This is a genomic window from Halorussus amylolyticus, assembly GCF_004143485.2.
GTDB lineage: Archaea > Halobacteriota > Halobacteria > Halobacteriales > Haladaptataceae > Halorussus > Halorussus amylolyticus.
On the sequence record NZ_ML974130.1, the window covers coordinates 567,034 to 579,550 of the forward strand.

Genomic DNA, 12,517 nt, shown 5'->3' on the forward strand with positions numbered 1-12,517 from the left:
GTCGTCGGTGGGAGTAATACGCCGTGATTCCGGCAATCGTGCCGTCGCATTCGGTCGAATTTGGGTCGCGGTCTCTCGAATCGGTGAGAACAGTCGAACGACGAAACGCGGTTGGACCGACCGCGCCCTTAGCCTTCCATGCCGCTGAACGAGAGGCCGCCCTCGATGTACCGCTGTGCGAACAGGTACACGAGCATGATGGGCGTGGCGAAGGTGAGCGCGAACGCCGAGAACCGCGCCCACGGGATGGAGTACTCGTCCACCAGCGAGTAGAGACCCACCGGAAGCGTGTAGTTGTCCGTCCCGAGGAGCGTCTGGGCCACCACGAACTCGGTCCACCCGGTCAGGAAGGTGAAGATGAACACCGTCGCGAGACCGGCGGTCGAGAGCGGGATGATGACCTCGGTGACGACCCGCCACGGCGGCGCGCCGTCCACCACGGCGGCCTCCTCGTAGGAGACCGGAATCCCGTCCATGTACGTCTTCAACAGCCACGTGTTGAACGGGACCGCGGTCGCGGCGTAGTACACCGACAGCGCGAGTTTGCTGTCGTTGACTCCGAACTGGACGTAGATGGCGTACAGGCCGATGAGGAGCGCGATGCCGAGACCGCCGCCCACCTGGGTCAGCAGAACGTAGAGGAACAGAATTTTGCGCCGGAAGATGAACTCGCGGCGCGACAGCGCGTACGACGCTGGCACGATGAGACACATCGCGATGATGACGGTCGGAATCGCGACCGTGACGCTGTTCCACAGGAAGTGTTTGAAGTCGGACGGTCTGTCGATGCCGTACGTCGAGGCGTCGAGCAGCGTGACCTGCGGCGTGTCGAACACGAGCGCAACGTCGGTCAACGGAACGTTGAACGCGATGCTGTAGCCCGGAACGATGATGTCTCCGAGCACCCACACGAACGCCTGAAGCGTCGGGTCCTCGGGGAACAGCGAGATTCCGTTCGCCGAGTACAGCGAGGCACCCGACCCCGACAGCGCCGCCTGCAGAATCCAGTAGACCGGGAACAGGAGCGCGAGCACCATCACGAGCGCGCCCGCGGTCGCTCCCACGGTCTTGAGTGGTTCTTTCGGCGAGACTTTCCCGCTTCGGACGGCTTCGACCGTGTAGGTCACGTCTCGGGCCGTCTCGACCGGGACCGCGAGGATGTTCTTGGCGTCCTCGGTCAGTTTCCGGACGATACCGGAGAGCAGGCTCATTCGTCGCTCACCCCGTCGGCGAGTTTCCCGCGCTTGACGTTAATCCACATGAACGCGCCGATGAACACGACCGCGATGAGGCTCACCGCGCCGCCGCGTCCGTACTCCGAGAACGACAGCGCCTCCCGGTAGCCGTAGACGACGATGAGTTCGTTCGCGCGTGCGGGACCGCCCTGATTGAAGACGAACGGAATCAGGAACTGCTGGAACGACGCCGCGGCCGTCAGAATCGACGCGAACAGCACCGGCCGCTTTATCGAGGGGAGCGTCACGTGGAAGAACCGCGAGACCAGACCCGCGCCGTCCACGGTCGCGGCCTCGTGGAGCTCCTCGGGCACGTCCTGAAGCGCGCTGACCGTGATGATGACCATGAACGGGTACGACAGCCACATCTCGGTGACGTTGTACGCGAAGAACGCGGGCCACCTCGTCGAGAGCCACGCGACCGATTCGGCTCCGAAGGTGCCGAGCACCTGATTCACGAGTCCGAACTCGGCGGAGCTGAAGATGCCGCGCCACACCGTGATGGTGAAAATCGCGGGCAGACCCATCGGCAGGATGATGAACGACCGCATCAGCCGTCGTCCGCGCACCCGGTCGTTGGTGACGACCAGCGCGACCCCGAGGCTGAGACAGAGTTTCAGCACGATGCTCGTGGCGACGAACAGCCACGTCACGCCGAAGGAGTTCCAGAACTCGGGGTCGGTGAGCACGTCGATGTAGTTCTGGAGTCCGACGAACGTCGCCTCGCCGAACGTCATGACCGAGAACACGCCCTCCCCGGCGAAGAGGTTCGACGGCGCTGCGTCGGTGAACGAAATCCCGACGAGATACAACACGGGAAACAGCATGAACGTCGAGAAGACGAACAGTCCCGGGAGGACGAACAGGAGCGATGCGTCTCGCGATTCGAGGAACGGCACCTCCTCTAGTCGGCGTACGACGCGTGAAGCCGTACTCATGTGTTGTTTACTCCCAGTTACTTCGGACTTCCTCGGCGGCACCGGTGAGCGCCTCCTCCGGGGACTGACTCCCGTTGAAGACTTGCACCATCGGTTCCTCCAAGGCGGCCCACACGTCGTTCATCCGCGGGTCGGTCGGCATCGGCACGCCCTGGTCGACCGCCTCCGAGTAGACCTGGACCGCGCTGGGAAGTTCGTCGCTTCCGACGAGGTCGGCCAGCACCGGGATGTGGCCCTGGTCTTCCGCGCGCGACAGGAGGTGGTCCTCGTTGGTGACGAACCACTCGGCGAACTCCATGGCCGCGGCGGCGTCCGCGCCGTCCTCCTCCATCGCCTTCGAGAAGTACCACATCTTGATGCCGGTGTACGGCCTGAACTGTCCCCCGTCGATTTCGGGGAACGTCATGAGTTCGTAGTTGATGTCGTTGTCGTTGAGACCCGCGAGATACCACGGGCCGCTGATGGCGAACGCGGCGTTCCCCTCCATGAAGGCGGCCTCCTGGGGTTCGTAGCCCGGGTCGTTGGGCATGTACGGCGTGAGGTTGTCCACCGCGAATTCGAGGCCCTGAATCGTCTCGTCGGCTTCGAGACCGAGCGCCGGGTCCTTCTCGGGGTCGAAGTAGTAGCCGCCGAACGCCTGCGCGAACCCGCTCACGAAGTACGGGTCGAACGGGTACGCCAGACCGTACTGGCCGCTATCGGGGTCGTGGTAGTCTTCCATCGCGGCCTCCATGTCGGCGAAGGTCTCGGGCGCTTCGTCCACGATGTCGGCGTTGTAGATGAGCGTCACCGTCTCCGCGGAGAACGGGAGACCGACGACGGCGTCGTCGTACTGCACCGCGTTGGCCGCCGCGTCCGAGAACTGGTCCAACTCGACCGAGAGTTGGTCGCTCCCGTCGACCACGAACTCGCGCTCGTAGTAGTCGCCGACCCAGTCGTGGGCCCACTGGAAAATCTCGGGTCCCTGCCCGGCGGGAATCGAACTCGTCGTCTTGTCCTGCATCTCCGAGATGTCCGAGCCATCGACCGTGTGATGGGACTCGTCGTTGAACGTCTGCATGATATCCTCTCGGAGCGCCTTCTCGGTGTCCGAAAGCGAGTACCAGACCGTCGCGGTCCCGGACGGACCCTGCGATTCGGTATCGTCGCTTTCGTCGCTTCCGTCGCTCTCGCTCCCGTCGCTATCGCCGCCGCCGGAGTCCCCTCCACTTTCTGTGGTGTCCTGTGAACTCTCCTGAACGCTGGCACAGCCCGCGAGAGTCGCGATAGTGCCCGCACCGCCAATCTGCTTCAGTAGCTTTCTACGGTCGAGTGCCATGAGTGTACATGTGATGAAATAGTCGTTCATCTATTAAACCTTTGGACTCTTGCACGAATAATCATATTGTTCACGGTCGTTCAGGCGTGTATACTGTCGAATATCGGCCAATGTTGCCGACTCCTCGCAGACCAAGACGGCAGGGTTCCTTCTTGCAGAGACGAATCGCGCCACGCGTAGAAAGTAATACGAAATCGTACATCAATATTTCCGTAAGAACTATCCCGCTGCTTACCAATACTCGTCTCAAATGGCAACCGTCACACTACAATCGCTTAGGAAGGAGTTCGACAACAGCCGAATCGTCGCGGTCAACGACCTCTCGCTGGAGGTCGAGGACGGAGAGTTCCTCACCGTAGTCGGCCCCTCCGGGTGTGGGAAGTCCACGACGCTCCGGATGATTGCTGGACTCGAAAAGCCAACGTCGGGCCAGATTCACATCGGCGGCGAGGACGTGACTGACGTGCACGCGCGCAACCGCGACGTGGCGATGGTGTTCCAGAACTACGCCCTCTACCCCCACAAGACGGTCGAGCAGAACATGGCGTTCGGGCTCCGGATGAGCACCGACCTCTCGAAGGCCGAGCGCGAGGAGAAGGTGTACGAGACCGCCGAGATGATGGACATCGAGGAACTGCTCGACGACAGGCCCAGCGAGCTCTCGGGCGGTCAGAAACAGCGAGTCGCGCTCGGACGCGCCATCGTGCGCGAACCCGACGTGTTCCTGTTCGACGAACCCCTCTCGAACCTCGACGCCAAACTCCGGACCACGATGCGGACCGAAATCCAGCGCCTCCAGGACGAACTCGGCACGACCGCCATCTACGTCACCCACGACCAGGAGGAGGCGATGACGATGGGCGACCGCATCGCAATCCTCGACGGCGGCGTCCTCCAGCAGACGGGGCCGCCGAAATCGGTGTACGGGAACCCCGCGAACGAGTTCGTCGGCACGTTCGTCGGGTCGCCGGCTATGAACATGCTCGACGTGTCGGTCGCGAACGAGGGCGACGGGGTCGTCCTCACGAACGGCGACCGATTCACCTACGCGCTCGACGGCGACCGCGGCCGGCGGGTCGCCGACGCCGACCTGTCGGACGCGCGCCTCGGCATCCGCCCCGAGAACGTCACGGTCAGCGAACACCTGTCGGGCGAGGGCGTCGAAGCCGTCGTGGATGTGGTCGAGCCAATCGGGAGCGACAACTACCTCTACCTCGATTTGGGAAAGAACTTCATCGCGCGCGTGGACGCGGACCTCGAACCGACGCGGGGCGACACCGTCGAAGTCGAGTTCGACCAGTCGGACCTCCACCTGTTCGCGCCTGACGGCGAATCCGTCCTGTTCACCGACGAGACCGACCAGCAAGCCGTGACGGCGTGAGAGGTCTCTGAGCGATTCTGTCGCGAAGGGTCGCGACTGTGCTCGCAGAGTGACGTGACTCGGTTGCCTTCGACGGCTTCGGTCGTTTCGTATCGTCTTTCTCGAAGCGCCTCTACAGAAATAGCCCTCGAACGGGGCCGCCCGGTCGCGACCGGGCGGCCCCGTTCACCCCCGCCGTTCGAGTCACCGACCGTTTCGCGAAGCGGTCGCTCAATCGGTCTGGACGACCGCGTTCTCGGCCCGGAGTTCGCCCACATCTGCGAGGTGCGCTATCGTCGCGAGTCGAAGCGCGTGAGGCCACCCCAGCGGGGTCGCACAGTCGGGCGTCCCGTCGTCGAACACCTGCTCGGGCAGGTAGCCGCTCGACTGGACGAGCGACCCCTCGGGGAGCAGTTCTCTAAGGAGACCGCGCGCGCGACCGTAGGCGCGCGCCGCGCGGTCGTCGCCCAAGTCCGCGAGGAGCGTTCCGAGCTGTGCGGCCGCGTTGGCTCCCCACGCGGTCGAGACGGTCCAAATCTTCGGATCGTCTTGGGAGCGTCGTCGCCACGGGTCGTCCTCGAAGCGGGCCAGCCCCCGGACCGAACCGGTCTCGCGGAGCAGGCCGTCGAGCGTCGTCTCGACGTGCGCGACCAGTCGGTCGCGCTTCTCGTCGGAGAGGTCGGCCACGGCGGCGTACTCCCGGTGGGCGGCACCGAGCGCGAGCGTGCTCGAATCGAGTCGCGAGTCGCGCTCGCCGTCGGCGAGTCGGAGCGCGTAGTGGTCGCCCGTCCAGAGTCGGTCGAGACTCGCGAGTACCGTCTCGGCCTGCGAGCGCGCGCGGTCGCGAAGGCTCGCCTCGACCGGTGCGCGCGCGACCGCACCGTAGGCGTGGAGGAAGGTGGCGGCCGTGTGGGTGAATCGGCCCTGCATGTTCTCCCACGCGTTCTGGCTGGCGACCGGCAGGCCGTCGTCGGCCAGCGTCGCGTCGAGCGCGCCGACCGCGCGTTCGAGCGCGGTCTCGACGGCGTCTGCGTTCTCGCCGTCGCACTGGCGCAGGTAGGTCGCGAGGAACGACGCGACGCTCGCGGTCTGGTCGGCCTGATAGTCGGCGTCGCTCCCGGCTTCGAGTCGCGCGTTCGCCCATCCGGGCGCGAGCGCCCCGCTCCGCGGCCAGACCCGGTGGGGCCACGTCCCGTCTTCGAGTTGGGTGTCGCAGTAGAACGCCGCCGACCGGGCGTGCCAGTCGTCGATGGGGAGACCCAACACCCGGTCGGCGGTCAGCAGAAATCGCGATATCTCGGCGTCGTCGCGGAACCACGTGTAGCCGTAACCGCCCGAGTGTTCGTAGAACGGGTCGAAGTCGGGACCCGCGATGCGCGCGCCCGACGACGCCGAGAGCAACGAGAGCGCGCGGAGGTCGGCGGTCACGGCCCGGCGGTTCGGAACGTTCTCACCGACCGAGAGCGCCCGTTCGTCGCCGCGATGTCGGAGCGCCGACGCGTCGTCGTACCTCGAAAGCAGGTCGTCCACGCGAGACAGCGCCGCCCCGCGGGGGCGCTCGTCGGAGTCGGCGAGCAGCGAGACCACGGTCACGCCGCCGTCCTCGAAGGGCGCGGCGAATCCGACGGTTCCCGAGAGCGTCGGCTCCTCGTAGGTGGCGGCGTCGGTCGCTCGCGGGAACGCCACCGGGTCGGGCGAAACGAGTTCGTCGAAGCGCTCGGGCACCTGTCCCGCGACGTCGCGCAGGTCGGTCGAGACGCCGAGGTAATCGTGTTCGTCCCGGTGGTACACCTCGACGGCGTTCTCGTGGAGGAGGTTGGCGAGCTGTCCCTCCCGGCCGTCCGGTGCGAAGCCGACGACGCCCCGCAAGCGGGCGTCGTCGGGCGGGTCGCCCGATAGCTCGAACCGGGTGACGTGGGCGCGACCGACCGTGAGGTCGTACTGGGTCGCGGTCCAGTCGTCGAACTCGTGGGCCGTCTCGACCACTGCCGAGTCGCCGACGTACTCCTGTGCTGAGGCTCCGGCGAACCATCGAACCTCGTCGGTTTCGACCCCGAAACGCGACCGCTCGATGCCGGATAGCTCGACGAGCGGGTCGGAGTAGTCGCGGAGCGCGCCGGTTCGGCTGACGTGAACGAGGCGGCCGTCCGTCCCCGAGAAGACGCCGGTCGTGGACCTGCGCTCGCCGGGGAACTTCGTGTCGTGGTCCCGGTGGCGCTTGTAGTCGTTCAGTGCGTGCCGCAGTTTCATACTCGAAAGACGCGCACTGCTCGGCAATAAGATTTGTTGTAATATTTTCTCTCTCTTGAGACCGTGCGCGAGTGTGTCAATCGCGTACATTAAATAACCCGGCGGACGGTGTACCGAGTAATGGACGACCTGACGCTCTCCGAGCAGTTACGCCACCTCGGGCTGTCCGAAAAAGAGGTGGACACGTATCTCGCGATTCTCGAACAGGGCGAGGCGACGGCGAGCGAAATCGCGGACGCCACCGGGGTCTCGAAGCGGTACGTCTACAGCATCAGCGAAGCGCTCGAGGACCGGGGGTTCGTGGACGTGGACGACCACGTGGTGCCGACGAAGATTTGGGCCCGTCCGCCCGAGGAGGTCGTCGCGGCGCTCACCGACGAACTCGCCGCGATGGAACCGGCGCTCTCCGAGCGGTACTCTCGGGCCGAGCGCGACCTCCAGCAGTTCGATGTGGTCAAGTCGCGAGTCACCGTCGTCAAGCGAATCGCGGAGTTCATCTCGGCGGCCGACAGCGAACTCACGCTCTCGATTCCCTACGAACACCTCTCGGAAGTCGCGGACGAACTCCGCGAGGCCGTAGACCGCGGCGTCCTCGCGCTCGTGCTTGTCAACGACGCCCCGTCGAACGGATTCGACACCGACGACGTGGACGGCGTCGCGACGGTCGTCAGAACGTGGGAACACGCGACGCCGCTGATTCTGACGGTCGACCAGCAGTACGGCGTGGTGGCACCCGTCGAGATGGTGGCGCGGTCGAACACCGACCAGCGGGCCATCGCGTTCGCCCAGGAGCAGATAGTCCCCGTGCTCGTCGGGTCGTTCATGGGCAACTACTGGCCGACGGCGGACGAAGTCTACGTCGCCGAACCCCGGTCGCTCCCGGCGGCGTACCGGAGCTTTCGACACGCGGTTCTCGACGCGACCCTCCGCCTCCGCGAGGACCGCCCGGTCGGCGTCGAGGCCTCGGTCACGCCGTCTCGGGGCGGTCCCGACCACAAGACGCTCACCGGGACGGTCGTGGACACCTATCAGGGGTTGGTCGAACCCGCGACCAACGACTTCCCGGTCCAGAACTCCCTCGTCGCCGAGACCGACGACGGGCGAGTCACCGTCGGCGGTCCCGGGTCGTTCCTCGAAGACTTCGAGGCCACCGAGGTCACCCTCACCGCCCGAGAATAGCGGACGAATCGACAGTCATCGGAAGTCGAGGGGGCGGCGCGTGCGCCGCCCCCTCGACTTCTAACTTTGAAGAAACTATTCAAAACATTTTTTAGGCAATCTCGTGACGAATCGCTCGTGATGTCCGCCCACACGCTCGACGAGACGCACCGAACCGACACGGAGGGGCCGTGATGTCGGTCTGTCGAGAAGCGATTCACCACCGACCCAAGAGCAACCTCGCGTACGCGGAGGACGGCGAGACCGTCCGCCTTCGCCTCCGGGCGAAGAAGGGGAACCTCGATGGGTGTCGGGTGCTCCACGCCGACAAATTCGACTGGGGGAACCGGAGTCTGACTCGCCTCGAAAAGGTCCGGAGCGATTCGCGCTTCGACTACTGGGAGACGTCGGTCACGCCCGCCCACCGGCGACTCTGCTACGCGTTCCTCCTCGAAGCCGACGACGAGGAACTGTGGTTCACCGAGTGGGGCTTCGAGTCGAAGGCCGAAAACGACCTGCCGACCGCCGGAACCGACCAACCGCTCCACTACTTCGAGTACCCGTTCGTCAACCCCGCCGACGTCATCGACCCGCCCGAGTGGGTCGCCGACGCGGTGTTCTACCAGATTTTCCCCGAGCGGTTCGCCAACGGCAATCCCGACATCGACCCCGACGGGGTCGAGGACTGGGGCGGCAAGCCCGAACAGGACAACTTCTTCGGCGGCGACTTACAGGGCGTCATCGACAACCTCGACTACCTCGACGACCTCGGCATCACGGCGCTGTATCTCACGCCCATCTTCGAATCCACATCGAATCACAAGTACAACACGACCGACTACGAGCGAATCGACCCCCACTTCGGCGACAAAGAGACGCTGAAGCGACTCGTGGACGCCGCCCACGACCGCGACATGCGCGTGATGCTCGACGCGGTGTTCAACCACTGCGGGCGACGGTTCGGGCCGTTTCAGGACGTCCTCGAAAACGGCCGCGACTCCGAGTACGTCGATTGGTTCCACATCCACGAGTTCCCAATCCAACTCGAACCCCGACCGAGCTACGACGCGTTCGGCTTCGAGAGCTACATGCCAAAGCTCAACACCGAGAACCCCGAGGTCAAGTCCTACCTCATCGACGTGGCGACCGACTGGATAGAAGAGACGGGCATCGACGGGTGGCGTCTCGACGTGGCGAACGAAGTGGACCACGAGTTCTGGCGGGAGTTCCGGCGGGCGGTCAAGGACGTCAAGCCCGACGCCTACATCCTCGGCGAAATCTGGCACGATTCGCGGCCGTGGCTTCAAGGCGACCAGTTTGACGCCGTCATGAACTACCCGTTCACCTACGCGGCCGACGACTTCCTCGGCGAGCAGTCCATCGACGCCTCGACGTTCGCCGACAAAGTGAATCGGTTCCTCACGCGCTACCCCGAACAGGTCAACGAAGTCCTGTTCAATCTGCTCGGGAGCCACGACACCGCTCGTCTCAAGCACCGATACGACGGCGACGAGCGAAAAGTCCGACTCGCGCTCCTCGTGTTGCTGACCTTCCGGGGGACGCCCTGCGTGTACTACGGCGACGAAGTCGGCATGACCGGCGGCGAGGACCCCGACTGTCGCCGGACGATGGTGTGGGACCCCGACGAGCAGGACCGGGACCTCCACCGGTACGTGTCCGACCTCGTCGACCTGCGAACGACCCACCGACCGCTCCGGCGCGGAACGCTCACCTTCGACAGGGACCAGTGTCGCGGCGACCGCGTCGTCTACTCGCGCTCGGAGCGCGATTCGACCGAGAAAGTCACGGTGGGCGTCAACCGAGGCGAGTCGCCGGTCGAGGTTCGCGTTCCGTGCGACGGAACCCCCGAGACGCTCGTGGCGACGACCGGCGAGGAGATTCCGCGGGACGGCGATTCGGTCTTCGAACTCCCCCCGATGTCGGGCGCGGTTTGGAAGTAGCGTCGAAACCCTCGCTCCGAGTCCCGTCCTCTCACGCGACGCACTGCCGACTGCTCCTGCCTAACTACGGTACGATATCGAGAACGACCGTCCGTGTCGTGTTCCGTGAAGGGTGCGACTCCCTACCGTGATGCATGTTGTATGGTGTCACGCCTCGTCGCGGTATTATATCCTCTCGGACACTCGGTTGCGACATGCTCACCGAGAGCCGAGACCCGCCGCGCCCGCCGACTCGCCCGTGCTCCGAAACGGACGACCGACGCCCGCGAGGGGACCGCTGACCGCCGGACCGATGGAACTCGTCTCGCTCGTCGGTCTCGCGCTGGCGACGCTCGCCGCCGTGCTCCTCGCGGTCCAGAACGTGCTGATTCGGATTGCGACCGACAGGGGGGACGTGGGCGACGCCGTCGTCGTCATGATGGGGGTCAACCTCGCTCTCGTCGGGCCGCTCGCGGTCGTTCTCCACTACCCGGACTACGGTCTCTCGTGGGAGGCCGTCGGCGTGTTCGCCGCCGCGGGACTCGCCGGTCTCGTCTTCGGTCGGCTGTGTACGTTCGCCGGAATCGACCGAATCGGCGCGAGTCGAACGACCCCCGTCGTTTCGGCCTCGGCGCTCGTCTCGACCGTGCTGGCGGTGTGGCTCCTCGACGAGTCGCTCACGACGGCTCACGTCGTCGGAATCGCGCTCATCGTCGTCGGCGTCGCGGTCATCTCGTGGGTGACCGCGACCGACGCGAACGCGGACGTCTCGCTCCGCGGCGTCGGTCTCTCCCTGCTGTTCCCGGTGGGGGCGGCGGCGTTCGTCGGCATCGAACCGGTGCTCGTCCGGGCCGGACTCGGCTCCGGGACGCCGATTCTCGTCGGTCTCGGGGTGATGATGTCCACGGCGTTCGCGAGCTACGTCGGCTACCGGAAACTCCGACTGGACACGCTTCGCGTCCCCGTCCGGAGTCCGCACGCGCGCTGGTACGTCGGTGCCGGACTCGCGAGTACGATTGGACTGCTCGCGTACTTCGGGGCGCTCGCGTCGGCCCCGGTCGTCCTCGTCGTTCCCATCACCCACACCGCGCCCTTACTCGTGATTGGGCTGTCGGCCGTGTTCCTTCCGCGACGGCTCGAACGAGTCACGTGGCCACTTCTCGCGGCCGCACTCGTCGTCGTCATCGGCGCGACGCTGGTCTCGCTGTCGGGGTGAACGCGGTACCGCCGTCCCTCACTGCTCACGCTCGCTCGCCGCCAGCGATTCGATTCGGTCCTCTGTCGGCGGATGGGTCTCGAAGAGGTAGCGTTCGAGCCTGTGGAGGCGCGTTTCGAGCCACCAGTACGACGGCTCGGTTTCGCCCTCGGGACCGAGCATCACCTTTTCGAGCTCCTCGGGTTCGAGCGGGAGAATCGACAGCGACGAGATGCCCGACACCTCCCGGAGGTCGCGATTGGGCGTCTCGGCGATGTCGCGGTCGAGTCGCTCGAGCGCGCTCGCGAGCGCGGCGGGAGACCCCGTCACCTCGGCCGCCGCCCGGTCGGCCGCGCGCTCTCTCGCTCTCGACAGCCGGGCCGAAATCGTCCGTCCGACCGCCCACGCGACGGTCGAGAGGAACGCCAGTGGGATGATGACGATTGCGGCCCATCCCACTTCCTCGGTCTCGGCAATCCGAGAGCCGAGTCCGTCAGCCAGAATCACCGGGAGCGAGACCACCGTCATCACCATCGCGTCCCGATTCCTGACGTGGGCGAGTTCGTGTGCGAGCACCGCCTCCAGTTCCTCGTTGCTGTCGAGCGCGTCGAGCGTCCCGAGCGAGACCACGAGGTGAACGTTGCTCGGGCGAAAGCCGACCGCCAGCGCCTCGGGCGCGTCCCGCTCCGACACCGCAATCGTCGGCGCGGGAACGTCGAGTTGGGCGGCGACTCTCGTCGCGGTCTCGTACAGCTCCGGTGCCTCCTCGCGCGTGACGGGGTGGGCGTCGGCCAGTCGCTCGATGGTGTCGAGCTGTCTGTATTCGAGGTAGCCGACCGTTACCAGCGTTATCGCAGTGATACCGCCCGCGGCTTCGGCCGCGAACGCCACGTCGAACAGCAGGAGCGCGCCGTAGAAGACCGTCCAGACGCCCGCGAGGAACCCGACCGTGACGAGCGCGAGACCGACGAGGGCGGCGACCATCCGCACCTGCAGGCCGATTCGTTCGGAGGACATAGTAACGGAATCTAAACGCGACCCGAAAAGTGTTACGCGGCGGACTCGACGCTCTCCGGGACCCGATTCGGTCGTCCTGTCCGACTTCCCCGAGTTTTACCAGTTC

Annotated in this window: 9 protein-coding genes; 4 read left to right on the forward strand and 5 right to left on the reverse strand. The window is 65.5% G+C overall.

Annotation, left to right across the window (positions count from 1 at the left end):
* Positions 1–128: 128 nt before the first annotated feature.
* From EKH81_RS02895 to EKH81_RS02905, 3 genes are read right to left on the reverse strand one after another with little or no spacing between them, the layout of a single operon-like run.
* Positions 129–1,211 carry a sugar ABC transporter permease gene (locus EKH81_RS02895; protein ID WP_132057842.1) on the reverse strand — a complete coding sequence of 361 codons (1,083 nt, stop codon included), beginning with the start codon at positions 1,209–1,211 and terminating at the stop codon, positions 129–131.
* On the reverse strand, positions 1,208–2,173 hold the full coding sequence (locus EKH81_RS02900) for a carbohydrate ABC transporter permease (protein WP_132057841.1): 966 nt from the start codon (positions 2,171–2,173) through the stop codon (positions 1,208–1,210). The genes EKH81_RS02895 and EKH81_RS02900 overlap by 4 nt, the downstream gene beginning before the upstream one ends.
* Before the next feature lie 7 nt (positions 2,174–2,180).
* On the reverse strand, positions 2,181–3,491 hold the full coding sequence (locus EKH81_RS02905) for an extracellular solute-binding protein (protein WP_132057840.1): 1,311 nt from the start codon (positions 3,489–3,491) through the stop codon (positions 2,181–2,183).
* A gap of 250 nt (positions 3,492–3,741) precedes the next feature.
* Here EKH81_RS02905 and EKH81_RS02910 point away from each other — a divergent pair, with 250 nt between their 5' ends.
* Positions 3,742–4,872, forward strand: a complete 1,131-nt coding sequence (locus tag EKH81_RS02910) for an ABC transporter ATP-binding protein (RefSeq protein ID WP_132057839.1) — start codon at positions 3,742–3,744, stop codon at positions 4,870–4,872.
* Between the two features lie 210 nt (positions 4,873–5,082).
* Here the strand turns inward: EKH81_RS02910 and EKH81_RS02915 are convergent, their stop codons facing one another.
* On the reverse strand, positions 5,083–7,101 hold the full coding sequence (locus tag EKH81_RS02915; protein WP_132057838.1) for a DUF7997 domain-containing protein: 2,019 nt from the start codon (positions 7,099–7,101) through the stop codon (positions 5,083–5,085).
* Positions 7,102–7,221: 120 nt separating this feature from the next.
* On the opposite strand from EKH81_RS02915, the gene EKH81_RS02920 reads away from it, so the two are divergent.
* From EKH81_RS02920 to EKH81_RS02930, 3 genes are all read left to right on the forward strand, one after another.
* Positions 7,222–8,280 carry a TrmB family transcriptional regulator sugar-binding domain-containing protein gene (locus EKH81_RS02920; protein ID WP_132057837.1) on the forward strand — a complete coding sequence of 353 codons (1,059 nt, stop codon included), beginning with the start codon at positions 7,222–7,224 and terminating at the stop codon, positions 8,278–8,280.
* A 173-nt stretch (positions 8,281–8,453) separates the two neighbouring features.
* Positions 8,454–10,220, forward strand: coding sequence for a glycoside hydrolase family 13 protein (locus EKH81_RS02925; RefSeq protein WP_132057836.1), 1,767 nt, complete (start codon positions 8,454–8,456; stop codon positions 10,218–10,220).
* A gap of 238 nt (positions 10,221–10,458) precedes the next feature.
* Positions 10,459–11,415: a DMT family transporter gene (locus EKH81_RS02930; RefSeq protein WP_202935038.1), complete on the forward strand. Its 957-nt coding sequence runs from the start codon at positions 10,459–10,461 to the stop codon at positions 11,413–11,415.
* 18 nt (positions 11,416–11,433) lie between these two features.
* On the opposite strand, the gene EKH81_RS02935 is transcribed toward EKH81_RS02930, so the two are convergent.
* Entirely contained in the window at positions 11,434–12,411 is a 978-nt protein-coding gene (locus EKH81_RS02935) for a M48 family metalloprotease (protein WP_202935039.1), read from the reverse strand.
* Between the last annotated feature and the right edge of the window lie 106 nt (positions 12,412–12,517).

What these genes read in the sequence shown, in the direction of transcription:
- EKH81_RS02920 (WP_132057837.1), top strand. Translation starts at nt 7,222, where the DNA reads ATGGACGACCTGACGCTCTCCGAGCAGTTACGCCACCTCGGGCTGTCC.
- EKH81_RS02910 (WP_132057839.1), top strand. Translation starts at nt 3,742, where the DNA reads ATGGCAACCGTCACACTACAATCGCTTAGGAAGGAGTTCGACAACAGC.
- EKH81_RS02905 (WP_132057840.1), bottom strand. Translation starts at nt 3,491, where the DNA reads ATGGCACTCGACCGTAGAAAGCTACTGAAGCAGATTGGCGGTGCGGGC.
- EKH81_RS02935 (WP_202935039.1), bottom strand. Translation starts at nt 12,411, where the DNA reads ATGTCCTCCGAACGAATCGGCCTGCAGGTGCGGATGGTCGCCGCCCTC.
- EKH81_RS02895 (WP_132057842.1), bottom strand. Translation starts at nt 1,211, where the DNA reads ATGAGCCTGCTCTCCGGTATCGTCCGGAAACTGACCGAGGACGCCAAG.
- EKH81_RS02900 (WP_132057841.1), bottom strand. Translation starts at nt 2,173, where the DNA reads ATGAGTACGGCTTCACGCGTCGTACGCCGACTAGAGGAGGTGCCGTTC.
- EKH81_RS02925 (WP_132057836.1), top strand. Translation starts at nt 8,454, where the DNA reads ATGTCGGTCTGTCGAGAAGCGATTCACCACCGACCCAAGAGCAACCTC.
- EKH81_RS02915 (WP_132057838.1), bottom strand. Translation starts at nt 7,101, where the DNA reads ATGAAACTGCGGCACGCACTGAACGACTACAAGCGCCACCGGGACCAC.